The sequence below is a fragment of the Crystallibacter degradans genome (assembly GCF_012952295.1).
Taxonomy (GTDB): Bacteria; Actinomycetota; Actinomycetes; order Actinomycetales; family Micrococcaceae; genus Crystallibacter; species Crystallibacter degradans.
On the sequence record NZ_JABBCH010000002.1, the window covers coordinates 334,569 to 360,452 of the forward strand.

General features: G+C 61.2%; 24 protein-coding genes and 2 pseudogenes. 6 read left to right on the forward strand and 20 right to left on the reverse strand.

All coding sequences use genetic code 11. The features are described from left to right. Window positions 1-243 precede the first annotated feature (243 nt). Window positions 244-1,227 (reverse strand): hypothetical protein, encoded by a 984-nt coding sequence (locus tag HGO92_RS05300; RefSeq protein WP_205834188.1) that lies wholly within the window; start codon window positions 1,225-1,227, stop codon window positions 244-246. Window positions 1,228-2,056: 829 nt separating this feature from the next. Then, window positions 2,057-2,995 carry a LysR substrate-binding domain-containing protein gene (locus HGO92_RS05305; RefSeq protein WP_169992573.1) on the reverse strand — a complete coding sequence of 313 codons (939 nt, stop codon included), beginning with the start codon at window positions 2,993-2,995 and terminating at the stop codon, window positions 2,057-2,059. 112 nt (window positions 2,996-3,107) lie between these two features. Between HGO92_RS05305 and HGO92_RS05310 the strand changes: the two genes are divergently transcribed. The 4 genes from HGO92_RS05310 to HGO92_RS05325 all read left to right on the forward strand — a co-directional run bounded on the left by HGO92_RS05310 (window position 3,108) and on the right by HGO92_RS05325 (window position 6,965). After that, window positions 3,108-4,169, forward strand: a complete 1,062-nt coding sequence (locus HGO92_RS05310; RefSeq protein ID WP_240974420.1) for an MBL fold metallo-hydrolase — start codon at window positions 3,108-3,110, stop codon at window positions 4,167-4,169. 65 nt (window positions 4,170-4,234) lie between these two features. Further along, window positions 4,235-4,984, forward strand: a complete 750-nt coding sequence (locus HGO92_RS05315; RefSeq protein WP_169992575.1) for a DUF5058 family protein — start codon at window positions 4,235-4,237, stop codon at window positions 4,982-4,984. Window positions 4,985-4,995: 11 nt separating this feature from the next. Further along, window positions 4,996-5,727: a hypothetical protein gene (locus HGO92_RS05320; RefSeq protein WP_169992577.1), complete on the forward strand. Its 732-nt coding sequence runs from the start codon at window positions 4,996-4,998 to the stop codon at window positions 5,725-5,727. After that, a complete protein-coding gene (locus HGO92_RS05325) occupies window positions 5,724-6,965 on the forward strand; it encodes an amidohydrolase (RefSeq protein ID WP_169992579.1) in 1,242 nt (413 codons plus the stop codon). The genes HGO92_RS05320 and HGO92_RS05325 overlap by 4 nt, the downstream gene beginning before the upstream one ends. A gap of 196 nt (window positions 6,966-7,161) precedes the next feature. Here HGO92_RS05325 and HGO92_RS05330 read toward each other — a convergent pair whose 3' ends face one another. The 17 genes and pseudogenes from HGO92_RS05330 to HGO92_RS05405 all read right to left on the reverse strand — a co-directional run bounded on the left by HGO92_RS05330 (window position 7,162) and on the right by HGO92_RS05405 (window position 22,685). Next, window positions 7,162-8,361 carry an MFS transporter gene (locus HGO92_RS05330; RefSeq protein WP_169992581.1) on the reverse strand — a complete coding sequence of 400 codons (1,200 nt, stop codon included), beginning with the start codon at window positions 8,359-8,361 and terminating at the stop codon, window positions 7,162-7,164. A gap of 176 nt (window positions 8,362-8,537) precedes the next feature. Continuing rightward, complete coding sequence (locus HGO92_RS05335; protein WP_169992583.1) at window positions 8,538-9,779, reverse strand: allantoate amidohydrolase; 1,242 nt, start codon at window positions 9,777-9,779, stop codon at window positions 8,538-8,540. 28 nt (window positions 9,780-9,807) lie between these two features. Further along, a complete protein-coding gene (locus HGO92_RS05340) occupies window positions 9,808-10,572 on the reverse strand; it encodes an aspartate/glutamate racemase family protein (RefSeq protein WP_169992585.1) in 765 nt (254 codons plus the stop codon). Between the two features lie 92 nt (window positions 10,573-10,664). Further along, a complete protein-coding gene (locus HGO92_RS05345; RefSeq protein ID WP_169992587.1) occupies window positions 10,665-12,152 on the reverse strand; it encodes an NCS1 family nucleobase:cation symporter-1 in 1,488 nt (495 codons plus the stop codon). A 75-nt stretch (window positions 12,153-12,227) separates the two neighbouring features. Beyond that, complete coding sequence (gene hydA / locus HGO92_RS05350) at window positions 12,228-13,601, reverse strand: dihydropyrimidinase (RefSeq protein ID WP_169992590.1); 1,374 nt, start codon at window positions 13,599-13,601, stop codon at window positions 12,228-12,230. A gap of 32 nt (window positions 13,602-13,633) precedes the next feature. Then, window positions 13,634-14,581, reverse strand: coding sequence for an N-carbamoyl-D-amino-acid hydrolase (locus HGO92_RS05355; protein WP_205834189.1), 948 nt, complete (start codon window positions 14,579-14,581; stop codon window positions 13,634-13,636). A gap of 60 nt (window positions 14,582-14,641) precedes the next feature. Further along, window positions 14,642-15,898 (reverse strand): M20 family metallo-hydrolase, encoded by a 1,257-nt coding sequence (locus HGO92_RS05360; RefSeq protein WP_169992592.1) that lies wholly within the window; start codon window positions 15,896-15,898, stop codon window positions 14,642-14,644. A gap of 392 nt (window positions 15,899-16,290) precedes the next feature. Beyond that, window positions 16,291-17,415 carry a substrate-binding domain-containing protein gene (locus HGO92_RS05365; RefSeq protein WP_169992594.1) on the reverse strand — a complete coding sequence of 375 codons (1,125 nt, stop codon included), beginning with the start codon at window positions 17,413-17,415 and terminating at the stop codon, window positions 16,291-16,293. Between the two features lie 271 nt (window positions 17,416-17,686). Beyond that, a pseudogene (locus HGO92_RS05370) lies at window positions 17,687-17,995 on the reverse strand (helix-turn-helix domain-containing protein); the annotation flags it as partial. Then, window positions 17,995-18,213: pseudogene (locus HGO92_RS05375) on the reverse strand (molybdenum cofactor biosysynthesis protein); the annotation flags it as partial. The pseudogenes HGO92_RS05370 and HGO92_RS05375, both read right to left, overlap by 1 nt. A gap of 107 nt (window positions 18,214-18,320) precedes the next feature. After that, the gene (locus tag HGO92_RS05380; RefSeq protein WP_169992596.1) at window positions 18,321-18,494 is read right to left on the reverse strand and encodes a hypothetical protein; all 174 of its coding nucleotides are present in this window, start codon (window positions 18,492-18,494) and stop codon (window positions 18,321-18,323) included. After that, window positions 18,494-18,622 carry a hypothetical protein gene (locus HGO92_RS24200; RefSeq protein ID WP_277351863.1) on the reverse strand — a complete coding sequence of 43 codons (129 nt, stop codon included), beginning with the start codon at window positions 18,620-18,622 and terminating at the stop codon, window positions 18,494-18,496. Before HGO92_RS24200 ends, HGO92_RS05380 begins: the two co-directional genes overlap by 1 nt. 96 nt (window positions 18,623-18,718) lie before the next feature. Beyond that, window positions 18,719-19,375, reverse strand: a complete 657-nt coding sequence (locus tag HGO92_RS05385) for an amino acid ABC transporter permease (protein WP_169992598.1) — start codon at window positions 19,373-19,375, stop codon at window positions 18,719-18,721. Continuing rightward, window positions 19,372-20,010: an amino acid ABC transporter permease gene (locus HGO92_RS05390; protein WP_169992600.1), complete on the reverse strand. Its 639-nt coding sequence runs from the start codon at window positions 20,008-20,010 to the stop codon at window positions 19,372-19,374. The genes HGO92_RS05385 and HGO92_RS05390 overlap by 4 nt, the downstream gene beginning before the upstream one ends. 5 nt (window positions 20,011-20,015) lie before the next feature. Then, window positions 20,016-20,789 carry an amino acid ABC transporter ATP-binding protein gene (locus HGO92_RS05395; RefSeq protein ID WP_169992601.1) on the reverse strand — a complete coding sequence of 258 codons (774 nt, stop codon included), beginning with the start codon at window positions 20,787-20,789 and terminating at the stop codon, window positions 20,016-20,018. 36 nt (window positions 20,790-20,825) lie between these two features. Then, on the reverse strand, window positions 20,826-21,815 hold the full coding sequence (locus HGO92_RS05400) for an ornithine cyclodeaminase family protein (RefSeq protein ID WP_169992603.1): 990 nt from the start codon (window positions 21,813-21,815) through the stop codon (window positions 20,826-20,828). Window positions 21,816-21,836: 21 nt separating this feature from the next. Further along, window positions 21,837-22,685: a substrate-binding periplasmic protein gene (locus HGO92_RS05405; RefSeq protein ID WP_169992604.1), complete on the reverse strand. Its 849-nt coding sequence runs from the start codon at window positions 22,683-22,685 to the stop codon at window positions 21,837-21,839. A gap of 202 nt (window positions 22,686-22,887) precedes the next feature. Here HGO92_RS05405 and HGO92_RS05410 point away from each other — a divergent pair, with 202 nt between their 5' ends. Next, window positions 22,888-23,565 (forward strand): GntR family transcriptional regulator, encoded by a 678-nt coding sequence (locus HGO92_RS05410; protein ID WP_169992606.1) that lies wholly within the window; start codon window positions 22,888-22,890, stop codon window positions 23,563-23,565. Between the two features lie 16 nt (window positions 23,566-23,581). Here the strand turns inward: HGO92_RS05410 and HGO92_RS05415 are convergent, their stop codons facing one another. Beyond that, window positions 23,582-24,523, reverse strand: a complete 942-nt coding sequence (locus tag HGO92_RS05415; protein WP_346768861.1) for a LysR family transcriptional regulator — start codon at window positions 24,521-24,523, stop codon at window positions 23,582-23,584. 142 nt (window positions 24,524-24,665) lie between these two features. Between HGO92_RS05415 and HGO92_RS05420 the strand changes: the two genes are divergently transcribed. Continuing rightward, complete coding sequence (locus tag HGO92_RS05420; protein ID WP_169992609.1) at window positions 24,666-25,856, forward strand: NAD(P)/FAD-dependent oxidoreductase; 1,191 nt, start codon at window positions 24,666-24,668, stop codon at window positions 25,854-25,856. Window positions 25,857-25,884 lie beyond the last annotated feature (28 nt).

A 25,884-nucleotide genomic window follows, 5' to 3' on the forward strand; every position in this document is an offset into this window, starting at 1 on the left:
TGCGCAGGTCTACCAGCAATGCCTCACCCTTCCTGGGCTGAAACGTGGTTAGCCAGTGGTCTGCCATTCGCCGAGGTCCATGGCTACCAGTTTGTCAAACAGAGACCGGTAGCGATGTGCTCGATGAGATCAAGAGACAAGATTGCCGGCGGAGACGCTCAGACCAGAAAATTCTGCAGGCGCTGCAAGATCTGTGATGAGGTCTCGCCGCCACCGTTATCGAGCACGGGGGCGCTGACGGGGTTAGGGAACGTTGTCTTGCGGCTCGTCGGGCTCTTGCTCGTTGTTCTCGCCTTCGGCCTCGAGGGGCGGTGGGCCCACCAGAGTGGCCTCCGTCCATATCCGCTCGTACTCGTCCCGCAGCGACTCACGCGCCGGCGACGGAATCGGCGTCAGGACAGTGGTCGTGCGTCCAACACCATTAAGAGACGTGCCGAGGGTTAGCACATCCGCGTCGTCGGCGAGGAGAACTCGGTCATGTAACTCAGCAGAGGACCTCACCTCGACTTGACGCCCAAGACTGGGGCTGTCGAGGTACGCCTGCATTGATGAAACAACACTCTGGTTGTTTCGCTTTCCTGACACGAGGAGCCGGGTGAGCTGAGTGCTGACAACGATGGTATGAACGTCGGCGAGCTTCAAATAGGGGTCAACGAGGAGACCGGGACCAGCCGCGGCCAGCTGCCCAACCAGAGTGGGGTAGGCGAGAGGGTCTTCCTTGCCTAGGAGCACGACGCTGACGTCCTCGTCGGCGTCGTCGTCGGTCTCTACATCACGGAGGAGTGCTCGACTGAGGTCGGTGAGCCGGAGACCTGGAGCGCCGCCGCTGGGAGAGGGAACTTCCTCAAGCCACGTCAGACGGATAAGATGCTCAAGGAGGGTCTCGGCCGGCTTTACGAGTTCTCGATCCGTCATTATGCCGGCGGTGATTGATCCGAGCTGGGCAGCGAGTCTCCTGTTCTGCATAAAGCTCGCTGTCAAAGCCTCTTGCAGTGGCCGAAAGGATCCGCCCATTGTGGCAGCGATCATCCGAGACAGAGATGTGTCAAGCGGTAAGACGGGGGTTGACAGCCCACTCTGGCGGCGTACGGTCCGGTATACAGCTTGTGCAGGCGAGGGGTTGTCACGCCAGAGCATGACCTGCTGGCCTGTCGGATTGTAGTAGTTACGGTTGCAAGCTCCGATGAATGCCAGCACCTGGTGCTGCTCGTCCGTCAGGATGTCCATCATCCGATGATAGAGGACACCTCTGGCTGCCCTGTGAGAGCTTCGGTGATGCGCTGGGTGCAGCATTGGGGTATGCCCTAACTGGAGTTCAGGCTGTGCAATCGACCATCAGGAATAGGTCGATTCTCTGATTCTAATCAATGCTTCAAGCTGACACTTGCGCTGTTATCGGCATTGAAAATGCACCTCGCCACTGAAGGGGTGAAGCTCACGATTTTTCTGCCGATCCGCGGTGATTGCGGACGTCGACTTGCTTTTCGGCTTCCTGGCGACCACTCACTTGCTGTCCTTGGTGGCAAAGGATGCGGGACGAGTTCGCGGCTGGGGAATCCTAGCGTCGACGACGCGCCATTTAGTCGTCTAGACCGAATGCTTCGGAGACCTGGGCGATGGTGAATTGATTTCGCAACTTTGCTGCTGTGTTCTGGTTGGCGAACATGCCAGGCTTCCATAAGCCTTGATCGCGGGGGATGGCGTGCGTCCACTGCGACGTCATCTTCGCGATGCTGCGCGACGGCACACTCTACGAGGCCCCCGCAGCCCAGGCCGCCTAAAAAGACCCGCACGTCAGCCGGAGGCAACCGCCGCCGGCCGATACCCCCTGCCCAAAAACGCCGACCCGACGCAGCAACGAAAAACGGCCGAACCGCTTGACAAAGAACATAGGGACACCCCCCCGTGTATGTTGTCGCCCCAGAGCAGATTCGGCATGGACTTCACCGCCGCCGACAAGCTGGTCGACCTGCTCACGGGTGCACCACATTCCACGATGGTTGTCTCTGGTCGATTCATGCCGATACCGACTAGGAGGAATGACTAAGTGGACTGGTCAGCCTCGGAACCCTCCACCGAGCGAGGAGTCCATGTGGGCTTTGGTGTCCTGCACCAAATGTTCAGTGCTGAACGCGCGGAGTGCCCGCACCTTGGCATTGTTCTGAGCTCCCGGCGCGTAGACCAGTTGTACAGCGTTGGTGGGCAGTTCGTCGGCGATCCGCTTGTAGACGAGTCGGTCTCCTCGGTATGACCGATCACCCCGCGGGCGCCCCATGATGATCGAGTATGCCAAGCCACATCCGACGACCGACCGAATCGTCTCGACATTCCGCGATCGCCACCGAATGTTCGGCTGGTACCCTGTCGCTTCGATCGTGGCGACGACGAGGTCTGGGGCGGGCTTGAGGGCGAGCAAGATCGCCGGGTCGTCTTCCATCTCAGCGAAATGCACGGAATCCTGGCCGGCGAGCCGGTGGCCTGCGGGCAGCACGAGCTGGAGCCTGACGTCTGAAACGGCGGTGCTGTCCAATGCGGCGGTGGTGTGGAGGCGGTACATGAAAGCAGCGTCGAGCCGGCCGCCCACCAACAGTCTTTGAAGTTCATCGGAGGATGACTCCTGGAGGATTACCTCTACCTGTGGATGATGCTCTGCGAAGTACTCCAGGGTGGGCGGCACGAGCCACGGGGAGAGGGTGTCAAAGCAGCCCAGGTGCAGGGGGCCGGAGAGTTCGCCACGGATAGCGCCGGCGGCGGACTGCATTGACTCAGCGGCCGACAAGACCTGCCGCGCGTGGGCCAGCAGCTCACTCCCAGTCGCGGTCAGTGTCACACCTTTAGCGCGCCGCCGCACCAAGAGCTGGACTCCGAGCGACCGCTCGAGGGCACTGAGCGCGCTGGACATGGACCCTGGCGTGATGAACAGCTTGTCGGCGGCCAAGGCCAGTGAGCCTTCCTGCACCACTGCCGTGAAGTACTCGAGCTGGCGTAAGGTCACGTCCCTATTCATCGACTTATCCAAACTAGTTGTGAGATTCTTTTGCATTTCCATCGTACGTGTTGTGGGTCATAGTGGGTGGAGACCGCCCCTGCCACGTTCGGAGTTCCTCTTGCTTGACCTGCATCCGCGCATCATCACTCTCGGTACCGCTGGCGGACCGCGGTGGTGGCCGGCCGTCCCGGGCCAGGCCCCTCGTCAGGGGATTGCAACGGCGGTCGTCGTCGGTGATGCCCTCTATCTCGTGGACTGCGGTCGCGGCGCCGGGAGCCAGTACGCTCGAGCCGGGTTGGCCCTCGACCGCTTGCGGGGGGTATTCCTGACCCACTTGCACTCGGACCACACGGTGGACCTGCCGGCCCTGCTGTTGTTCGGGTGGATGACGAGCGACCGCCGGCAAGGCAGGCCGGTGCGCATCATCGGGCCGGGGGACCGTGGGGCGTTGCCGCCCACGAACGCGAACGCGGCCTCTGCCGTCTTAGCGCTCTTCCCGGACACCCCGACGGCCGGCACCACGAAGATGATCGAGCACCTGCTCCGCGCTTACTCGGCAGATACCGCGGACCGGATGTTCGACTCCTTGCGCCCCTCGCCGTACACCGTTTTCTCCACCGAGGATGTGTCCCTGCCGGAGGGCATCGGTTATGACCCGAACACCAATCCGAGCCCGGCCGGGATGGCGCCGTTCGAGGTATATCGGGATGAGCTCGTCACCGTCACGGCCACGCTGGTGCAACACCCGCCGGTGGCTCCAGCCTTTGCCTTCCGTTTCGACACGGCAGAGGGATCCGTGACCATCTCCGGAGACACGGCCCCATGCCAGAACCTCATCACCCTGGCCACCGGGACCGACCTGCTGCTGCATGAGGCGATCGACTTTGACTGGGCCGCCAACGCCTACGCTGAGGCCGACGAAGCAACCCGGGCGGCCACTCTCGAACACCACCGCAAGTCCCACACCTCCCCGGCCCAGGCGGGCGCCCTTGCCCGGGAAGCCGGCGTGCAGACGCTGGCCCTGCACCACCTTGTCCCCGGGGATGGGTTGGCCACCGCCTTCGAGGCGGCTCAGGACACCTTCGGTGGGTCCGTACTGATTCCTGACGACCTTGACGTCATCAGCTTCGCCCGCCGAGCAGAACCCGCCCTCACCGGGGCGAACGTCGACAACCACTGAGAGCACCCCCGGGCCGGCGCGTGGAGAAGCCGCCACCGGTTCCCGCCTGATTTGGAGAACAGCAGATGACCTACGCACCCATCGCCCAGCAAGCAGTGACCACCCCTGGTGACGTGCTTGCCTACGCCAACCTGCCCTTCCTCTGGCTGGTCGCGGTCGGCGTTTTCGCCGTGATAATCGGGCAGACCGTAATCTACATGCGCGCCGTGCGCAAGGCAGCGCCCGCGGCGGAGATGAGTACCGGCGACATTTCCACTTCCGTCCGCGCTGGCGCCATCTCCGCCATTGGCCCATCCTTGGCCGTGGTGGTCGTGGCCATCGCCATGCTCGCGACTCTGGGCACGCCGGGAGTCTTGGTGCGCGTGGGGTTGATCGGCTCAGCCAAGTACGAAGTGGGAGCGGCCTCGATTGCCGCCGGCACTGCCGGCGGCACCTTCGGAGGTGAGGGATACACTCCCGAAATCTTCGCCATCGCCTTCGCCGCGATCAGCCTGGGCGGTGCGATGTGGCTGATCGGCGCCCTGGTCCTGACGCCCCTGCTGAAGAAGGGCGATGTTGCATTGAGTCGCACTAATCCCAAGTTATTGAGCATCATTCCGGCTGCAGCTATGCTCGCCGCCTTCTTCTGCCTCGGGTTCCAGCAGTTCGTCATCTCCAGCACCCATATCTTCGCTTACCTGGGCTCTGCCGCCGGAATGGCTCTGTGCATCTGGCTCACCCGATTCACCGGCAAGAAGTGGATCGCCGAATGGTCGCAGGGCATTGCGATCGTCGCCGGCCTGGCCGTCGCGTACTTCATCACCGTTGCAAGCTGAAGGAGCCACCCATGACTACTAATGCCATCCCCACTGACGCTAAGGTCTCCGCGGACGGCCTCGCCGTTTTTGACCGCACCACCTCCCGATGGGGCCGGCTCACCATGCTGATGGGCCTAGCACTGTCCTTGGCCGGCCCGATCTACATCGTGTTCTTCGCCGGGCTCGATGTCGGGATCAGCCAAGTCCTGGTGGCTTTCCTGGCGGTAGCCGCAACCTTCGGCGTCCTCTGGGTGATTGAACCGGTCACGTACTATCCAATCCTGGGCCAGTCCTCGATGTACCAGGCCTTCATGATCGGCAATATCGCCAACAAGCTCATCCCAGCAGCACTGACGGCTCAGACCGCGATTGACGCCAAACCCGGGACCCGCCGCGCCGAGCTCTCGGCGGTATCGGCCATTAGCGGCGCCGTGATCATCCACATTGCCTCGCTGCTGATCTTCGTCGGCTTGCTCGGCACCTGGCTGCTAAGCAACCTCCCCCCGGACATCATGCAGGTCATGAAAACCTTCATCGTGCCCGCCGTGCTTGGTGCCGTCCATGTCCAGGCACTGATGCACTTGAAGCAGCCACGCACCGCTCTGATCGCCGTGCTCGTCTCCGCCACCGTAGTCTTCGTGATCAGCCCCATGGTCCCCGGCTTCGGGATGTACGGCACGGTGCTGGCAGTGCTCTCCACCGTCGCCCTCGCCTGGTTCCTGCGTAAGCGCACCACCCCAACGGATGCGCAAGCTTCATGACCACCCATCCGGATCTCCCTACCGAAACCGTCGGCTCCACGGAGCCGACCGCAGATCCACAGCTGCGCCTGGACTACGAATGGCTACACCGCTATCCCGAGCTCTCCACGCAGGAACACCACACCGCCGCGTTCGTGGAAGACCGACTGCGCCAAGCAGGTCTCGAGCCGTTCCGCTGTGGTGGCACCGGAGTCGTGGCCGTCCTGCAAAACGGGCAGGGCCCCGTAGCGGCCTTCCGAGCAGACATTGACGCCCTGCCTGTACAGGAGGACACCGGACTGCCCTACTCCAGCCAAGCAACGGCGACCAATGAGGCAGGAGAGACTGTCCCGGTCATGCACGCCTGCGGTCATGACGCCCACACCGCCATGGCCTTGGCCGCCGCGCGAAGCCTCGCCACCCGACGCGATACCTGGAGCGGTACAGCGGTATTCATCTTCCAGCCCGGAGAGGAGACCGCGCAGGGCGCCACCGCGATGGTTGACGACCGCCTCTGGGACCGGGCCCCGCGCCCGGACGTCCTCTTTGCCCAGCACGTCACCGCATCCGAGGCAGGAACCATCCAGCTCTCTCCAGGTTCTGCGTTCTCCATGGCCGACGCCTGGTCGGTACAGGTCCACGGCGTCCAAGGGCATGCGGCCCATCCACACCAATCCGTCGACGCGGTCGTCCTGGCGGCACACATGGTGGTCCGCATGCAGTCGATCGTCTCCCGCGAGGTTCCTCCACTGGAATCAGCCATCATCAGCGTCGGTACCATCCACGCCGGCCTCAAGGAGAACATCATCGCCGGACGGGCCGAGTTCACCGTCAACGTGCGCACTTTCGACCCGACAGTCCGCGAACGGGTACTAGCGTCCCTGCGGCGCGTGATCTCCGGAGAGGCCCACATCTCCGGTGCTTCGGAACCCGAGATCACCGAGCTCTACCGCTTCCCGGAATCCATTAACGACCAGTACCACGCGACCGACACGGCAAGGCACCTCGGTGATGCACTGGGGCACGATCGCATCACCATCACCGGTCCAGCCACCGCCAGCGAAGACGTCGGACACCTCACAGCACCGTTACAGATCCCGCTTGTGTACTGGCGACTGGGCAGCATCGCAGCCGCAAGGATTAATCAGGGCCCCGTGCCGGGCAACCACTCGCCACAGTTCGCACCCGACCCTGAACCCACGCTGGCAATGGGACACCGGGCCGCGGTCGCTGCGCTTCTCTCGGTCCTGCAGTACTAAGGGAACTGGCGTGGGTGGTCCCTAGCCGAGTGCAGAGCCCGCCCGTTTCTCGTTCGACATTGTCGACAACGAGTCTGCATGCCTTGATCCATGCCATCCCGATTGCCTCAACAATCGATCGTTTAGGAGGACGGCCCCACCCGAGGCTGTCACTTGTGACTGTTGGCTTCGGCTGGAGGCTCATCGGATGTGACGCTTAGCCGATGAGCTTATTCCGTGCAGATAGAACCGCGGCGATGCACAGGACAAGCATGCATCCCGCGGTCGCGACCAGAGGAAGTGTCCAGCCTCCGCTGAGGTCGTGAAGGGCGCCGAAGGCAACGGGACCGGCTGCTGCGATGGCATAGCCGATGGATTGGGCCATGCCCGAAAGCGCCGCCGCCTGCGTGTGGTGCGCCGTGCGCAGGCTGAACAGGGACAAGGCGATGACGATGAGACTGCCGCAGCCAAGGGCAGCCACTACGCACCAAAGCAAGGACAGCTCCGGGGCCAACGCCAGCCCGGCATAGGCGCTGAAGGCGAACATGCTGGTCACCAGGGCCAGCGACCGCTGACCGGCGAAGCGATGCAGCAATGCACCGGCGCCGAGGCTGGCCAGCGTCCCCGTGAACAGGAACACCGAAATATGCATGCCCGAGGCAGTCTGTGAAATGCCCTGGTCCTGTTCAATGCTCGGCAGCCAGGCCATGAGGATAAAGAAAGCCATGGACTGCAGGCCCATGAAGACGGTGATCTGCCAGCCCAACGCGGATTTCCACGGTGAACGGTATGTTGGGGCCGGGCCGTCGGCAGCCGGTCCTGCACCGGAGGCGCGGCGGCGGATCCGGGGCAGCAAGGCGGCCAGGGCTATCAGCGCCAAACCGGCCCAGATTCCCAGTGCCAGCCTCCAGCCCGAGTTCGTCGCGTGCGCAATGGGCACGACGAGCGCAGCGCCGCCAGCCGAGACGGCGCCCTGGGCGGCGGTGTAGATTCCCGTCACTTGGCTGACCCGGGCGGGGACGTCCCGTTTGACCAAGGAAGGCAGCAGGACATTTAGGAACGCGATCGCAGCCCCAAGAAGAGCGGTTCCGACCCAGATGGCTCCTTCCACGGGGGCGGACCTGGCGAGGATGCCGGTCATGAGCAGCAGCAAAGAGATCCACAGTGCACGGTCCAGACCCAGCCGAATTGCCAATCCCGGGGCGACGGGAGAGAAGAGCGCAAAGGCGATAAGCGGCAGCCCGGTCAACAGTCCTGCGGTGCTGTTGGACCAGCCTCGGTCGCTGCTGATCTCCGTCAGCAGAGGACCGACGCTGACAAAAGCTACGCGCAGGTTCGCCGCTATGACCATGATGCCCACGAACGCGAGTCCGAACCGCACCGTACTTTCTGTCTTCACTCCTTCAACAACCGGCATTTAATCCTTATCCTCAACGCGGTGCAAACTCAGCGCATAGCCAGGCCGGCCCATGGCATTCGGAAAACCAACTGCCACGCCAGTGTCGCATCCACACTAGGGAATCGACCGAATATGACCCTATTCACGGTCATTTGCCCGGGCTTATACTCGACCGGGATACCCCCGGTGACCTCCTAATCGCCGGTGACGAGCGCTCCGTGAACGAGCTCCCTGGCGACTTCTGTCAGCAAATCGACTCCGGCCGTCATATCTTCATCCGTTGTAAATTCACGTTCGCAGTGGGAAACTCCATCGACTGACGGGATGAACACCATCACTGACGGAACGATGCGGTTCAGGGCGACCGAATCGTGACCGGCCATGGTTTGCATTCGACGAACGCCCAACCCCAGGTTCGCGGCCAGTTTTTCGGTAAGTTCGACACCGGATTCCGGGTAGTACTGGTTCTCTCGGATATCGAAGTCGCGGGCATTGATCTTTACTTGGTGTTCGTCCGAGAGGTCGCTGAGCTGCTTGAGCAGGGACGACCGGGCGGCTTTCACGACCTCGGGTGAATTGGAGCGAAGGTCAGCTACCAGCTGCACTCTTCTCGGGACAACTATGGGGGAGTTAGGTTCCAAGGTCATCCGGCCAACCGAGGAAACTATCGCCTCGGGCTCAAAATCGTCCACTACGTCGTGCACCATGAGTATGACCTTGGAGGCAGTGACGAGCGCGTCGCGTCGATCGGCCATGGCTGTAGCACCGGTGTGCGATTGTTCACCGAGTATTTCGATATCGAGTTTTTGGGTATACCAGGAAGAATCAACCGCCCCGATTTGCAGGCCTTCCCGCTCCAGGATGCGGCCCTGTTCGATGTGGATTTCGGCATAGCTTGCTGCTTCCGGCGGGGTGTCACTGCCTAGATAACCGATGCTGCCGAGGGCTTCTGCGACGGTCGTTCCCTCGAGGTCCCGTACCTCCAGCATTTCCCCGCGGTCCATGATTCCGGCGTAGACGCTGCTTCCCATGATGGAGGGGGCGAACCGGCCGCCTTCTTCGTTGAACCAGTTGACGACGGCCAGGTTGAACATCGGCAGTTCTGAACCGTTGTCCACGCTTTTTGTCAGCCGTTCTGCGGCGTGCAACGCGGCGAGGACGCCATAGGCTCCATCGAAGCGGCCGCCGAGCGGCTGGCTGTCGAGGTGGGAGCCGATGACGACGTACTTGGCGTCCTTGCGCCATGTTATGAGCGCGAATTGATTGCCGACGGCGTCTACCCGGGATTCCCACCCCCGCTCGGTGGCGAACGTACGAAACCAATCCCTGGCGCGGCGGTCGTCAGGTGTGGCTGCCTGTCGGTCTACTCCGTGATTGGGTGTGGCGCCGATGGTGGCGACATGGTGAAAATCTGAGAGAAAATTTTCGGCGTTCACTTTCGTTGTCTCCTGTGGTGGACCGTATTTAGGCGTTCACTTTTAGTTCTGTGGAGGGCATGTAGATGTCCTCCAGCAGTGGGTCCAGACCTGGTGATTTTTTGTCGGTAGGCCGGTCGTAGCTGTTGATTTTGCTGGTCGTGATCCCGTATTTGACGCATGATTCAGCGAGTGGGACAGCGCATGCCACTCCGTCAAGAACGGGGACTCCCAACTCCTCCTGCAAGCGCTTGTCGAGTGGGCCCATGCCCGCGCAGCCCAGGGTGATGGCTTCGGCTCCGTCTTCGCTGATTGCTTTTCGCGCCTCTGCCGCGATGAGCGTTGCAGCCCGTTCGAGGTCGGCATCGATGTCCAGTACACCCAGATCAACGCCGCGGACTGAAGCGCATCGTGAGGACAGTCCTGCTGCGTGGATGACGTTTTCGACGTGGTTGACTCCGCGGCGAAGTACGGTAACGACAGAAAACTTCGGGGCGACCAGGCTGGCCATATGGGCGGAGGCTTCTGCGATTCCTATAACAGGAACGTCCAGGACTTCCCGGAGTGCCTCAAGTGCCGGGTCGTAGTAGCAGGCGATGATTAGGGCGTCATAGGGCTCGGGGTGTGTCGTTGCCGCTTCTATGAGCCTATAGCCTGCGACGATGTCCTCTGCGTGGCTTTCGATTGAGGCAGGGGCCAGCGGCGGGGAGATGGTTGAGATTGTTGTTCCCGGGCCGGCCATGCTCTTGGCCATGCGGTCGATGTTCTGCGTCATGGCTTTGTTCGAGTTGGGGTTGATTACAAGAATTCGCATCGTCTGTCTTTCGCCGGATTTTAACAGGTCTTGGTCTTTGGCAGGTGCCGAGCCGTTTGGTTTTCGGCACCTGCCGCTTGCCCTGCAGGGGATTACCGTTCCTGATTGGCTGTTTGTACGTCTTCAGCTGGTGCGGTTTCGCTGGAGCTGGAGTAGGCCGGACCGGACACGATGTCGCTGCGGGAAATGAAGTAGTACATTCCGGCACCGACCAGCACACCTACGGGCCAGGCCAGGGGCGCCAGGCTTGCGAAGGCCGGGATGATGGACATGACGATCGTGAAAAGGCCTGCCACTAGCAGGGACCAAACAGCCTTGGGATTGTATCCCTTGGTGTAGTAGTAAAGGCCGGTCGGTTCGGCGTTGAAGAGTTCATCGGTCCGAATGTGGCACTTCTTGACCAGGTAGTAATCGGTCATGATCACGCCGAAGAGCGGTCCCATGAGAGCGCCTACGCCTCCGACGAACTGGTTGACGATGACTGGGTTCGCGAACAGGTTCCAGGGTGTGATGACGATGGCCAGTACGGCGACGAGCACGCCGGCGCTGCGGAAGGTAAAGGCCTTGGGCCATACGTTGATGAGGTCATAGACCGGGGAGACGAAGTTCAGAATGATGTTGATGCCTGCGGTGGCCAGACTCACGGCGATGATGGCGATGAGAAGCAGCGTGATGCTGTCGATGTCTGCGAGCAGGGCGATGGGATCATGGATCGCCTCTCCGTAGACTTTCACGGATGCAAGCGCAATCACGACTGAGATGATGCCGAAGGCGATGGCGTTAATCAGGAGGCCGAGGGCGTTTCCCTTCTTCACGGAGGCTTCAGAAGGGGCATTGCGGGTGAAGTCGGCGAAGTTCAGCGACGGTCCGGCGAAATAGGCCACGATGATGAAGATCGCCGAGGCGAAGCTGATGGTTTGGGCGCCGGCGCTTCCCAGCTCCGTTAGTGAATAGGTGAAGTCGATGCTCCACTCGGCCCGGGAGAGCACCCAGATGGCCAGGGCGAGCATTGCGATCCAGATGGTTGGTCCTGCGAAGTCGGAGAGCCGGCGGACTGCTTCCATACCGCCCAAGAGCACGAGGAGCTGGATGAGCGAGAGCCCGAGGAAGCAGATCCATCCAAGTGCTGAAAGGCCCAGGAAGCTCAACTCCTGAAGGTCGGCGGCTCCTGGCACTATTTTGATGGCAAGGAGCATGACGACTGCCGAAGCAAGGTAGGTTTGGATTCCGTACCAGGCGATGGCAACCACGGCCCTGAGCAGTGCCGGGATGTTTGCTCCGTACACCCCGAAGGAGGCGCGGGCGAAGACGGGGAAGGGCACTTTGACTCGTTGACCCGCGACGCCGCTGAGGTTGTTGACGAAGTACAGGATGATGATGCCGATGGAGAAGGCCAGAACGACCTGCCATCCCATCAGCCCCAGGGCGAAGAGTCCGATGGCTACGGTGTAGCCGCCCAGACTGTGCCAGGCAGACATCCACCAGTTGAACAGGTTGATGGTTTTCCATGTCCCGGAGGCGGACTCGGGGGACAGTTCCTTGTTGTAGAGCGGAGAGGCCTTTTGCTGTGAAACAGACATTGAGCGTTCCTTTAGTGAGCGGTCTCCATTGACCGGTAAATAATTGTTGAGGTTGCGAAACCTGCAGTGCGGTGTCTACCGCTTGATGAATTCGCCGCGGCCGCGGGTGCCGACATATTCGCCTTTGACGCTGATCAGGTCGCCACGCGAGAACACCTGGTCGATGGAGCAACGGATTTTGAAGCCTTCGAACAGCGTGTAGTCCATGTTTTGTTTTTGGGTGTCGGCACTGATGAGGGTTGTTCCGTTGGGGTCGACCACGATGATGTCTGCATCGGAGCCCGGTGCAATTGTTCCCTTTTTCGGGTACATATCGAATTGCTTGGCCGGGTTCTCGGCAGTCACCTCGACGAATTTCTCGATCGTCATTTTTCCTTCCGCGACACCCGTCTCGTACATCACGAGCATTCGGTGCTCCACGCCGGGCCCGCCGTTGGGGATCTGCCGGAAGTCATCTGCCCCCATCCGCTGCTTTTCCTCAAAGCAGAAGGGGCAGTGGTCGGAACTGACGACGCTGAGCGCACCGGTGTTAATGCCTCTCCACAACGCGTCCTGGTGTTCCTGTGTGCGCAGCGGTGGTGTGAGGACAGCTTTGGCCGGCTCGAATCCCGGCTGGTCGTAGATGTCCCGGCTCAGCGACAGGTAGTGGGTGCACGTTTCGGCGCTGATTGGCCATCCTGTCATCTGCGCGGCAGCTACTTCCTCGACGGCCCCCTGGGTGGAAAGATGCACGAAATACAGCGGCACCTCGGCCATCCGGGAGATCTTGATGGCCCGGCTGACTGCTTCGACTTCCGATTCCGGCGGGCGTGCGATCTCGTGGGTCCCGGGCCCGGTTTTTCCTTGGGCGTAGAGGTCGGCGGCGATCCTGTCGATGACGTCGCCGTTCTCTGCGTGGACGCATAGTTTGGCACCGCTGGAGCCGACTCCCTTGAGGATGTCGAACAGTTCGCCGTCGTTGATCATCAGGCTTCCGCGGTAGGCCATGAAGACCTTGAAACTGGAGATTCCGTCCTGTGTCAGTTCTGCCATATGGGAATCGAAATTGTCATAGAGGTTCGTCACGCACATATGGAAGCCGTAATCAATGACGGATTTCCCCTGCGCCTTTTTGTGGTGCGCGTCTGCGGATTCCAGCAGGTTCTTGCCGGCGAGCTGCTGTCCGAAATCGACGATGGTCGTTGTTCCGCCGGTAGCGGCTGCAATCGTTCCGCTGACAAAATCATCGGCGGTGGTGGTCCCCATGAGGGGGGAGTCGATGTGGGTGTGAACGTCGATACCGCCGGGCATGACGTATTTGCCGTCGCAGTCAACCCGCTCAACTGTGTCCGGCGTCGCGGCGTCCAGCATGCCGACAGCGGCGACTTTGCCGTTTTCAATCAGCACGTCGGCTCGGATTTTGCCGGTCGAGGAAACAATAGTGCCGCCAACAAGGAGTTTCGCATCCATTTGGTTACCGTCTTTCCTGTTCGTTCTGTCTCTTAGTCATTCACGTTGAACGGGACGGGCAGTGGGGCGCCCCGCCCTTTCCTTTCGGCGATGATGCCGTATGCGTCGGGGCGCCGATGGGCGGCGAAGTCGAAGACGCTTTCCTTATAGGGCTTGCCCATGTCGATGTCTGCTTTCACAACGACGACTTCATCGCCCTCGCCGGCTGCTTTTGCCAGGATTTCGCCGCTGGGCGCGGCGACCGCTGATCCGCCGATCATGTGGTGCCCGTCTTCGAAGCCCGACTTGCCGGCAGCCGCCACAAATACCGAGTTCTGGTATGCCCCTGCCTGAAGTGAAAGAAGGTGCGTGAACATCTTCGCGTGAGGCTCTTCCTGCCAGCCGGGAACGAAATCGGGGGTGTTGTAGCCCAGGACGACGAGCTCTGCTCCCTGCAGGGCCAAAGAGCGGTAGACCTCCGGCCATCGCCGGTCGTTGCAGAGACACATTCCGACCTGCACGCCGTGGAAGTCGAAGACACCGAATCCGAGATCTCCTTCGCGGAAGTATTTCTTTTCAAGGTGCTGGTTGGGTAGTCCTTCCCGGTTATCGGCGTGGCCCGGCAGATGCATCTTGCGGTACTTGCCGACGATGTCGCCGTGCTTGTTCACCAGAATTGATGTGTTGTACCGCTTCTCATCACTGGTCAGTTCCGCGTATCCGAGGTAGAAGCCCACGCCAAGGTCTTTGGCGCGTTCGAAAAGGGGCGCGACGTCGTCATTGGGCATGGATTTCTCGAAGTATTCCTCGAAGTCGCCTTCTTCGAACCAGGTACGCGGGAAGAACGTGGTCAGCGTGAGTTCGGGAAAGACCACCAGTTCCGCGCCCTGGGAAGCTGCTTCTTCCAGCAGGGCAATCAAGCGGGCGACGACTTCGGGTCTTGATTCCGAACTATCGATACCGCCGACTTGAGCGACCGCGAGCATCAAGTTTTTCGCCAATTTGTTTTCCTCTTCTTCCGGTTTGTTTCCTAGATCTGTTTTCCTTTGAAAAGCGCCTGTTCAGGGCCGTGACTCGTCGACCAGACGGACGCTTTTTTCGAGTACCGCAATGCCATTGATTATGTCTTTTTTGGGGGTAAACTCTTCCGGGCAGTGGCTTCGGCCGTCTATCGACGGGATGAAGATCATGCCCATGGGGGCAATTCCCGTCATGTGCACCGAGTCGTGGGTCGCGCCGCTTGGAACCGCTGTCCAGGACAGTCCCAGGATCGTGGACGCAGCGGCAATGGTTTCCTGGAGCGTGGCATCGGTGTGGGCGATTTCATTATCGAGAAACCACTCGAGGTCCAGCTCGCAGCCGAACTCCGTCGCGCGCATGGACAGCCGCAGCGCGAGGTCTTTCTCGATAGCTCCAAACCAGGCGGAATCGGTTGAGCGTAGTTCCGCCCGGAGCTCTGACCGGCCGGGTACAACATTCTGGGCTAGCTGCAGGGAGTCGATATGGGTTGTGGTTGCGACCGCATATTCCGGACTTCCACAGGCGAACTCATGAAGCGCCAGGGCGGAAGAAGCAGCAGCAAGCAGCGCGTCTTTTCTGCTCTTCATCCGGGCGCCGCCCGCATGGTCGTATTGGCCCATGTACCGGCCTACCAGCCGCTTGATTCCGGCGATGGCCGAGACGACGCCGATATTGCATCCTGTCTGATCCAGCGTTGAACTTTGTTCAATGTGCAGTTCGAGGTAGGCGTGCCAGCTGCCCCGCACCGGGTGCTTGCCGCTGACGGCACGCGAGGGGTCCAGGCCGAAGGACTGCATCGCATCGCCCAAACGCTTGCCCTCCGGGCTCACACGCTCCAGGTCCTTCACCGTCAGACTGCCCGCAAGCGCCCTGCTTCCGAGACAGGTAAGCCCGAACGGGTTCGCCTCTTCCCCGAAGAAGTCAATGACCATAAGCGGCCGGTTGAGGACGCTTCCGGATTCCTTAATCCGTTGGGCTACCTCGAGTGCGCCCAGGACGCCAACGATTCCATCGAAACGGCCGCCGCGCTCGACAGTATCCGTATGGGAGCCCAGCACGATGGGCTTGGCGGTACTGTGCCGTCCGGGCAATATCCCGACGATATTTCCAAAGTCATCGGTATGCACATCTTCGAGCCCCGCCCGCTTGAATTCTTCGACCATCCAGGAACGCTCTGCCTTATAAGCAGGGCTAAATACAGTCCTTGTCCAGCCGTCAAATGCGGGATCAACAAAAGCTTCAATATCTGCAAATAATCTATCGATTCGACCTGTAGAAATGCCGTCAATTGTTTCCATAGAGAGTGCCTTTGAGAGAGCGGAATAGCAGCATCATGGCAAGACTAAAAGTGATCCCCATCACTTTTAATGCCTCTGGACAACAACTTTAGCGAGGCCTGCCCGGTATTGCAATCGATTGCAGAAACATTTTTAAAAGGGTCAGGTAAGTCTGCGAGTGAGGATGGGAGTGCGTGCTGAGGAGGCCGGTCTAGGGTGCGGTGCTTTCGCTACACGGGTACCCGTGGCTAGGACGACCGTACAGGTGGCAAGCAGCCACAATGATGTGGACCGGCGAGGTATGGGTGGCCCAACGCATCGGTTCGCCGCGCACGTTAATCATCTTCACGGCCAAAGCAGGAGCAGATGCTTGTTCGAACAGGACCACACCAAGGGCCTGTTCGAGAAAACGTTCAGGTGTTCAGGGTAACGAACGCAAGAGTTGATTCCCTGGCCAACAGGCGCGGAGTGAGTTGTAAGGAATCTGGAACCCTGCCCTCGATCACCTCAATGAGCGTATCGAGGCTTCTGGCTCCAACCTCGTGCAAGGGCGACGCAATGGTTGTCAGGGGGACCGGCAGATGCTTGGAAATTTCTATGTCGTTGTAGCCAACCAGTGCGACGTCGCGACCTATCGATATCCCTGCCTCCCGAAGTCTGAACATGATGCCCGCCGCGGTTAGGTCGTTGCTTGCAAAGATGGCCGTGGGAAGTTTTGGCCAGCCAAGGAGTGTTTCTGCGGCGCGCTGGCCGGACGCAATATCGAATCCCGCAGGGACTATCCGCGAATCGTCTATCTTTGTCCCCAATTCCAGCATGCGGCGCCGAAAGCCTTCGACTCTGTCCCTACCTGTGCTCACTGAACTGTCGGGTGAAATTATTGCTATCTCGGTATGTCCAGCTGCCGCCAGATGTTCAGCAGCTAACCGTCCACCCAGCAAATCATCGACTGCGACTGAGAGCTCGTCGTCGTTCTTCCGCAGACACATTACGTGTGGTATGTGGCGCTTCCGCAATGTTTCTGGAAGGAGATCACCCTCAAATGTGTCTTGGATGATGATGCCTTCAACACGACTGCGGATGAGGTTGTTTGCACGGCTCGGAGAGCGATCATTAAGATTCGCCGACATGCTGAGCATGGTCGAGTAGCCTCTGCTCAAGGCCTGTTTATCGATGCCTTCATAGGTGATTGCGTGAACTGGATCGGTCAGGCTCGGGACCGTGACGCCGATGAGCCGGCTGCGGCGTGTTCGCAAGCGCGAAGCTGTGGCATCTGGCTGAAAATCGAGTTGGTCAGCCAGCTCCCTTATCATGAGGGTGGTTCTGTTGTTCGTGTCTTGTCGCGGTTCCTGCAGCGCCCGGGAAACAGTCGAGACGTGCACTCCAACCCGCTTGGCAAGGGTCGCCATAGTAACGGGTGAAGTATCCCGCTTATCTTCCATGGGACGCTCCCCGTCATCGGTGATTTCCCGTATTAGTTTACCGCCACCGCTGTGCGCCCGAATTGGATTGGACACAGTACCGAGGTTCTTAGTCATGGCTGATCCCTTTGTTGAGGGGGCATCTTCCTCTATGGGCATGAGGGTCTAATGAGCATAGATGTGGTTGATACTTATAAGGGGTATTCGTGGGAAGTGCCATGATGCGTGTCGATGAATCGCTGTGGATGACGAACCGCTCCGGCAACTTGCGGATCGATGGTGGTTGCACTGTTCCGTGCCGTCATCGGTTTTTGGACCGTGGTTCTCAACTTATAACTCGACTTCAGCGCGAAGCGGTCTGCAGGGAAGAACCCATAGCAGGCAGATACTAGGGCGTTCGTTGAACGATGCGGTACACCGTACTTCTGGCGACTCCGAAGCGTTCTGCGATTTCGGCGCTTGTGTGTTGACCTCCCTTATATAGGGAGACGAGGTGGGCTTCCTGGCTCTGGGAAAGTTTGGGCTGTTTCCCGCGGAGTCGGCCTTTGGCCTTTGCGACCTGCATGCCCTCTCTAGTCCTGGCACGGATGAGGTCGGATTCGAACTCGGCGGCCATGGCCAGGACGTTGGACAGCAGCCGGCCGACGGGGTGGGTGGGGTCGTGAACGGATCCGCCGATGCTCAGCTTCACCTTCCGAGGGATTCGACGGCCATGAGCGTGATCGCTGCGTCCATGTGCGCGGCCTTGCCGAAGAACCTGTCCTCGACGATGCCTTTGCCCGCCACCACTTCGATGCGGTCGAGATCTGATGTGGGGACGCTGGCGGCGCCGTCGTTGGCCCTGCCGAAGTAGGAGTGGCCGGATGACACCAGCAGGTGCAGGATCTCCACGCTGTACCTGTACGTCGTCGTCATTTCACCGTGCTCTCCCGGACTGCTCCGCGTGCCTTTAGGGCGACCCTATCGGTCGGGAGTGTGTCGTGAATGCGGCGACGTCCTGCGGAATCGGTAGTTGTAGTCGACTATGTGACGGGCAGGGTTTCGGGGCTGGTGGTAACCGGAGGGCGGTTTCCGGTGCGGGTTGCGCCGATGCCGGCGGTGATGACCAGGGCGATCCCGAGGATCGCGAAGCGGCTGGGGACTCGGCCGAGGAGGGCGAGGCCGACGACCATGCCGATGGCCGGTTCCAGGTACATCAGCGTGCCGAAGGCGGCGGCGGTGAGCCGGCGCAGGCCAGCCGTTCGAGGGTGAACGGCACCACCGGCAGCAGCAGGATGTAGGCGGCCCAGCAGAGGGCCGCGCCGAGCGCGAAGAGTACGCCCACGCCGTCGGTCTGGCCAGGCCATGGCTCGATCAACGCTGCGCAACGACCGATTGGACAGCGGACTGCCCGACCGGCCGTTGCAACTCAGTAGCGGTCCTATAAGTGGCGGCTCAGGCGCTTTTCGGTCAGCACCGAAAGCCATGTGGCTGGGATGGAGATTGCCGCGTACAGGAGGCCTGCGGCGATGAACGCGGGGAGGTACTTGAATGTCGAGGATCCCGTCGAATATGCCTGGCTCATCAGTTCGGGAACTGCGACGGTGTAGGCTAGCGACGTCGCTTGGAACAGCAGGACGGCGAAGCCCATCAGGGACGGCAGTGCGATGCGCATGCCCTGCGGGATGACGATGAAGCGCAGCCGGTCGCGGACGCTCATGCCAAGTGCGTCGGAGCCTTCGATCTCGCCGTGGGGCACCGACTGGATTCCGCCGCGAATGAGTTCGGCGGTGTAGGCCGCCGTCGTCCACACCAGGGCCAGGCAGGCAGAGACCAAGGACGTGAGGGTGATCTGTACGTTCGGCAGGCCGTAGTACATCAACTGCAGCAGGACGAGCGCAGGGGCGCCGCGTCCGACTTCCACGAAGAACACGGATATGTAGCGGAAGATCTTGTTATCCGCCGTGACGCCAAAGGAAAACAGCATGCCGAAGGGGAGGCCGAAGAGCAGGCTGAAGAACGTCAGTGTCAGGCTGATCTGCAGTCCGCCGAGGAGCGTCGGGAGAATTGTGGCGATGTCTGGGAGCAGCGCATTCATCGGGCAACCGCCTTACGCATCTTGGTGTCCAGGTGTCGGGAGAGCATGCCCAGCGGCATGCTGAGCAGGATGTAGATGCCGGCCGCGATGAAGAAGACCAGGATGCCTTCTCCGGACTGGCGGGCGTATTGGTTAGACATGAAAACGATCTCGGCGACGCCGATGGTGGAGGCGATCGAGGAGTCCTTCAGCAGGCCGATGCCGTACGTCGTGTAGGCAGGGATGGCAGTCCTCCAGGCCTGCGGTCCGATAACCCTGCCCCAGGCGGTGCCGGTGCGGAACCCGAGGGCCGAGCTGGCTTCCCACTGGCCCTGGTGTACCGACCCGATGGCGCCGCGGAAGATCTCTGCTAGGTACGCGGCGGCGACCAGTCCCAATCCGATGACGGCGGCCTGCAGGGCGGACATGCGCAGCGCCCCGATGGACACGCCATAGTAGAGGATGAACAGCCACACCACGGGCGGGATGCCGCGAAGCAGGTCAATGGTGCCGCGGGTAAGCAGCCAGACGAGGCGGTTCCCGCTCCGTAGGCCGGCTACCAGGGGGATGGCGAGCACGGTACCGATGGCCAGCGCCAGGATGGTGACGAGTATGGTCAAGGGGAGACCGACGGCGATCGCTTGGAGCATCTGCATGGCGATCAGCGCTCCAGCACTGCGCGCAGAAAGCGGCGGGTCCGTTCGTGCTGCGGATCGCTCATGATCTGCCGGGGATCACCGCTCTCAATGATGCAGCCGTCGGCCATGACCACCAGCTCGTTCGAGACATTGGCGGCAAATCCCATTTCGTGGGTGACCACAACCATGGTCATCCCTTCGCTGGCCAGTTCCTTCATCACCTCAAGCACCTCGACCCCGACCTCGGGATCCAGCGCCGACGTCGGTTCATCGAACAGCATGACCCGCGGGCCAAGAGCCAGGGCGCGGGCGATGGCGATCCGCTGCTGCTGGCCGCCGGAGCATCGTGCGGGGTAGTGGTCTGCCTTGTCGCCCAGCCCCATCCGGGTCAGCAGCTCCATAGTCTTGGTGTTCGCCTCATCCCGACTGCGGCCGAGGATCCGCTCCTGAGGCAGGCTGATGTTGCGCAGGACAGTCATGTGTGGGAACAGGTTGAAATGCTGGAACACCATTCCGGCGCTGCGCCTCAGCGCAGCGAGGTTTTTGGGCGAGATTTTCTTGCGGGCGTTGATGACGTGCCCGTCGATCTCGATCTCTCCGCTGTCCGGCTTCTCGAGCAGATTCATGCACCGAAGCACAGTGCTCTTGCCCGCCCCGCTCGGGCCGATCATGGCGGTGACGGAACCTTCCGGGACAGAAAGCGAGACGTCACGCAGGACAACGTTGTCCCCGTAGGCCTTCGCCAGATTCCGGACCTGTACTACGTTTCTGATCTTGGTAGGCGCGGTGTGCGACATGGTTGATCCAATCCTTCGTTGGGTGATGTCGGCCGCTCAGCGGCTGGTGCCGGGACCGGGGCCGCCGACTGCGGGGTGGGCATCCACGATGGCGCGGGCCAGAGCGAGGTCCTGCCAGGGCATCCCGGTGGTCTTGAAAACAACGGGCCGGCCCCTGGGAATGGGGCGTTTCCCGGTGACCAGCTCCGCCAGGGTGATCAGCTCTCCCGGACCTGTGAGGGCGCCTGAACTGAGTGCCTGGATGACGTCACCTGCCTCCCGCAATGCGCTGTCAACAGATTCAACGACGACGGCGGCACGTCCCATGAGGGCGTCGTCGAGTTCACGACTGGTCGGCTCGTGGGCACCCATGGCCACAACGACGGCGGAATCGGACACCAAGGTGCCGTCGAACAGCGGTTGGTCCGCGGCGGTGCAGCAGATCACCAGATCTGCAGCAGCGACGGCGGAAGCATCGGCCGCGCGGGCGGCGAGGCCTAGCTCCGCTGACGCCCTTGCGGCCAGTGCGGCGGCAGCGGCGGGCCTCCGTCCCACTATTGCCACGTCTTCGAGCTCGAACACGTCGTTGAACGTCTTCAGGTGTTCCCACGCCTGGACGCCCGTACCGAAGACCACCAGCCGTTGTGGGCCGGGAGCCGCCAGCAGCCGCGCTCCCAGGGCGGAAACTGCGGAGGTGCGGAGATTCGTCAGTTCCATGCCATCAAGTACTGCTTGCGGTTGACGTGTCTCGCCGCCAAAGAGCACGTATAGGCCCTGAATGACCGGGGCGCCGAGCGCCGGGTTGGCAGGAGTAATGGTCAGCAGCTTGGTGCCTACCGAATCCTGCCATGCGGAGGGCATCTGCAAGAACTGACCGACCCCGGTGTCCACCCGGCTTCGCGGTGAATCCCGCTCAGGATCGAGGCCGGCAGAAAGGACGGCTTCGAGGGCGTCGACGGCGGCCGAGGGCGGAAGTATCTCCCGCACGGCCCGTCCGTCAATGAATGCGATGTGGCCGTTGCCGGCGATCGTAGCTGTGGTTTCCATGGGTTAGCCTCAGCTGCCCGACTACTTGATCAGTCGGGGTTCGCCGGTCTCGGCGGCGGTTTCGGGAAGTTCATTGGCGGCCAGAACTTCCACCACCTTGCCGTCTTCCTTCATCGAGTCGATGCTCGTGTTCAGCGCCTCAGTGAGGCTGGTATTTCCCTTGGTGTGGGGGAAACCGATCTGGGCGGGTTCCTTCGAAGCGATGACGCGGTCGTCGGGGTCGACGCCGTTTACGGTGAACTTGGCATCGTCCTTGTACATCATGGCCGCAGATCCATAGCCATCCAGCCCGACCTGGATCCGGCCTGACTTAAGGTCTGCCTGCATCTCCACAGCGCTGGGGTAGATCGTCAGGTTGTCGCCCATCACGTTCTTCATGTCCGTGACCCACAGGTAGCCATCGACCGTGCCGACTTTCTGCGACTCCATGGCCGCAATGGAGGTGGTGCCGTCGGCCGAGATGGCGGCCATCTCGTCGGTGTAGACGGGGTTGCTCATGTCGACAACTTCGGCCCGCTGCGCCGTGCGGTAGTAGCAGCCGATGGCCACGTCGGCGCGGTTGCTCTGCACAGCCGGGATGGTGCCGGCATAGGACGTCTGTTCCATCTTCACTTCCAGGCAGTTCGCCGCTGCGAACTCCTTGATGAGCTCGGCATCCACGCCCGTTGAGTCCCCGTTGGACACCGAGGAGAACGGCGGGAATTCCGGCGCGGCAACGGTGAGGACTCCGTCCTGGAGGGTCTTCACGTCGCTCTGGGGTACACAGTCTTCGGCAACAGAGGTAGCGGTGGCTCCCCCGCCACAGCCGGTCAGGGCCAGGACGGCGATGGCACTGGAGGCGCTGAACGCAAACACGGAACGAAGTTTCATGATTTTTCCTTAGGAGAAGGTGAATCGAGTTGCATGTGATCTGTAATACACAACCGGTTGTCGATTACTCTTGCTGGTAAGCGTTGTCGCTGTCAAGGGTCGGGATGTAAATTTTTGATGACGCGGAACGACTCCGGGCAGGCGGCGAAACGCGTAATTGTTGGCATACTCGAAGGAAAATCAGGCTCAAAGGAGCGCTCCAATGCAGGACAGCATCAATGAAGTCGCCGGTTTCAGGAGTCTCGGGCTGAACCGCGGAACGCTTAAGGACGAGGCTGTCGAGGTCGTCCGGCAGGCGCTGATGTCGGGGGACATGAAGCCGGGGCGGATCTATTCTGCAAATTCCCTCGCCGTTCAACTCGGTGTCTCTAACAGCCCGGTCCGTGAAGCCATGATGGAACTGGCCACCAAGGGGTTATTGGAAGTTGTGCGGAACCGGGGCTTCCGGGTCGTCGAGATGAGCGACGCCGACCGTCGGGAGGTCTACGACCTGCGAATGCTCATTGAAGTTCCCGCCGTGGTGCAGGTGGCCGAGAAGAGATTGGCGGCACCGCACGAGAAGCTGATGCGCAGCTTGCTTCAGAAAACCCTGGATACCGCCCGTCCCGAGAACATGCTGGAGTACCTGGATGCCGACCAGGCCTTCCATATGGGGATCGTTGGCCTGCTGGGCAACCGTCGGCTGAATGCCATCATCGAGAACTTGCGTGACCAGAGCCGTGTGCGCGGCTCCTACCACCTTGCGGAGCGGGGCGTGCTACGGCAGAGTGCCGAGGAACATGGCCCCATCGTGGAAGCGCTCCTCGCCGGCGACACCGCGCAGGTTGAGCTGTTGATGGTCAGCCACCTGGACTATGCGCGCCCAGAGGCCCAGGCGTAGGTTTGGCGGCCGGCCTTTAGCCGGGGAGCTTTTCTGCCGCCTGCCAGAGAGCACTTTCTACCCGTGCAACGCTTGGACGGCTGATGACGGCGTTTCTCGCGAGAGTCACCATCTTGCGCGAGTGATTGGCCGGCAGGGCAATGCTGGGATTGCCGGTCCGGTGGAAATCCAGCATCGTCTGCGTCGCGACGGTGTGTCCGAATCCGGCTGCACACAACCCCAGGGAAAGCGCTGTGTCGACGACGGTATGCAGGGCCTCGGCCTCGATGCCTTCGGCCATGAGTGCCAGGCGGGCCGCCCGCCCAAAAGTGGTTCCTTGCGGCGGCAGCAGCCATTCAGCGTCGGACCCCAGTTCGGCGAGGGATTCCCGCCATGCCGGGTCACCCGCCACGCCTTCCGCACCGGTGTGAGCACCCCGGGCCTCGGGGAAAACCACGCGGAGAGGCTCGGTGAGGATGGTCCGCTTGGCAACGGTCACCGGCACCGGTAGGGGCAGTCCTGAATATTCCAGTCCCAGGGCGAGGTCGACTGTGCCAGCGACGACAGCCGCAACCATTGCGTCCGGATCCAGCTCCTGCATCCGGACCCGGATGTGCGGATCAGTATTCCTCAGCTCCTTGATGGCCGGTGCCGCGCAGGCAAGCGCCCCCGAGCCGAAAATGCCAAGTCGAACCGTTGAGTCGACCCCGTTTGCGAGATCCTCCAGGGCGGACGATGCCGCAGCCTCTGCTGCCAGGATGGTCTGGGCGTGGCGGTGGAGCAGATGGCCTGCGTCGGAGAGGCTCAGGCTCCGCCCGTCTTTGATGAACAGGGGTGTGCCGGCCTCCTGCTGCAATCCGGCCATTTGTTGCGAGATGGCACCGATCGAATAACCGAGCCGTTCCGCCGCGGCGCTCATCGTCCCGCTTTCGACCACAGCGCAAAGCATCCTCAGCTGATTCAGTGTCCAGGTCCGCACGGCTCTCCTTTTAGTAAACCTAAACGAATTCGATCAGTAACTATAGCTTGACGTGACATTCCTCATAATTGAAGCTGTTATATATAACCCGTTACCGATTGTTCGAGTGCGGACTTACACACTTCTCTTGCAAGGAGGTCCCATGGACTGCCAAATAGTTCCGCTCTCACTTCCAGACGGCCTGCAGCAGCCGCTTTCCGCCGACGTCGTCATCATTGGCGGAGGCATCATGGGCGTCAGCTCGGCATTCCATCTGGCTGAGGCTGGCGTGAAAAACGTGGTGCTCATTGAACGCGGAGAGCTGGGCACGGGCTCTTCGGCCAAGCCGCTGGGCGGTGTCCGGGCGACGTTCTCCGATCCGGCGAACGTTGCCCTGGGAAAGCGGAGCCTGGACGCATATGGCCGGTTCGCCGGGCGCTTTGGCGTTGACATCGGCCTGCGCCGCGTGGGCTATCTGTTCCTGTGCCGCAGCAGCGCCGAAGTACTCGATTGTGAACGCAGCACGTTGGTGCAAAACGAATTCGGTAGTAACAGCCGGATGGTTACGCCTGACGAAGCTGTGGAAATCAACCCGTTCGTCGCGAAGGAGGCCCTGCTGGGCGCTTCGTATTCGCCCGAGGACGGTTTCGCCGAGCCGGCCAAGGCAGTGCAGGCCTATGCCGCCGCGGCGACAGCCCTTGGCGTGAAGATCCTGACCGGAACCGAGGCGTTCGCCATTGAAACCACCAATGGCTCTATCAATTCGGTCGTCACGAACCGGGGCACCATCCGCACTGAATCCGTGATCTGCGCCGCCGGTGCCTGGTCCCGAAAGATCGGTGACATGGCCGGCGTCGAACTTCCTGTCACTCCGGTGCGCCGACAGATCGGGATGACCCGCCAGCAATCGGTTCCCTACCCGGAGGTGCCGTTCACGCTGGACTTGTCCACCACGATGTACTTCCACAACTACTACAACGGGATGCTGCTGGGGATCTCCAACGACGAGGATCCAGGATTCGGCCGCGACTACAGCCATGAGTGGCTGCCCGAGTTCAACGCCGCTGCCCGTGTCTGCGCACCGAGCCTGGCTGAACCTGACCTGGAGTTCGGCTGGGCCGGGTTGTATGAAAACACGCCGGACCACAATGCGCTGATCGGCGCCTCCTCCGAGGTGTCCGGCTTCTATTACGCCACCGGCTTTTCCGGCCACGGCTTCCTGCAAGGACCGGCTGTCGGTGAACTGATACGTGACATGTACTTGGGACGGCCAGGCTTCATGGACGCTTCTACATTCTCTGCCGACCGCTTCAACAATGACCTCGCGCTGGTCCGCGAAGTCCACATCATCTGACAACCCGCTTGCGCACCACCCACGAAAG

Bases quoted from the DNA above. Each gene is read 5' to 3' on its own strand.
- HGO92_RS05300 (WP_205834188.1), bottom strand. From the start codon at position 1,227: ATGGACATCCTGACGGACGAGCAGCACCAGGTGCTGGCATTCATCGGA.
- HGO92_RS05315 (WP_169992575.1), top strand. From the start codon at position 4,235: ATGACCTACGCACCCATCGCCCAGCAAGCAGTGACCACCCCTGGTGAC.
- HGO92_RS05320 (WP_169992577.1), top strand. From the start codon at position 4,996: ATGACTACTAATGCCATCCCCACTGACGCTAAGGTCTCCGCGGACGGC.
- HGO92_RS05325 (WP_169992579.1), top strand. From the start codon at position 5,724: ATGACCACCCATCCGGATCTCCCTACCGAAACCGTCGGCTCCACGGAG.
- HGO92_RS05330 (WP_169992581.1), bottom strand. From the start codon at position 8,361: ATGCCGGTTGTTGAAGGAGTGAAGACAGAAAGTACGGTGCGGTTCGGA.
- HGO92_RS05340 (WP_169992585.1), bottom strand. From the start codon at position 10,572: ATGCGAATTCTTGTAATCAACCCCAACTCGAACAAAGCCATGACGCAG.
- HGO92_RS05345 (WP_169992587.1), bottom strand. From the start codon at position 12,152: ATGTCTGTTTCACAGCAAAAGGCCTCTCCGCTCTACAACAAGGAACTG.
- hydA (WP_169992590.1), bottom strand. From the start codon at position 13,601: ATGGATGCGAAACTCCTTGTTGGCGGCACTATTGTTTCCTCGACCGGC.
- HGO92_RS05360 (WP_169992592.1), bottom strand. From the start codon at position 15,898: ATGGAAACAATTGACGGCATTTCTACAGGTCGAATCGATAGATTATTT.
- HGO92_RS05365 (WP_169992594.1), bottom strand. From the start codon at position 17,415: ATGACTAAGAACCTCGGTACTGTGTCCAATCCAATTCGGGCGCACAGC.
- HGO92_RS05380 (WP_169992596.1), bottom strand. From the start codon at position 18,494: ATGTACCTGGAACCGGCCATCGGCATGGTCGTCGGCCTCGCCCTCCTC.
- HGO92_RS05385 (WP_169992598.1), bottom strand. From the start codon at position 19,375: ATGAATGCGCTGCTCCCAGACATCGCCACAATTCTCCCGACGCTCCTC.
- HGO92_RS05390 (WP_169992600.1), bottom strand. From the start codon at position 20,010: ATGCAGATGCTCCAAGCGATCGCCGTCGGTCTCCCCTTGACCATACTC.
- HGO92_RS05395 (WP_169992601.1), bottom strand. From the start codon at position 20,789: ATGTCGCACACCGCGCCTACCAAGATCAGAAACGTAGTACAGGTCCGG.
- HGO92_RS05400 (WP_169992603.1), bottom strand. From the start codon at position 21,815: ATGGAAACCACAGCTACGATCGCCGGCAACGGCCACATCGCATTCATT.
- HGO92_RS05405 (WP_169992604.1), bottom strand. From the start codon at position 22,685: ATGAAACTTCGTTCCGTGTTTGCGTTCAGCGCCTCCAGTGCCATCGCC.
- HGO92_RS05410 (WP_169992606.1), top strand. From the start codon at position 22,888: ATGCAGGACAGCATCAATGAAGTCGCCGGTTTCAGGAGTCTCGGGCTG.
- HGO92_RS05420 (WP_169992609.1), top strand. From the start codon at position 24,666: ATGGACTGCCAAATAGTTCCGCTCTCACTTCCAGACGGCCTGCAGCAG.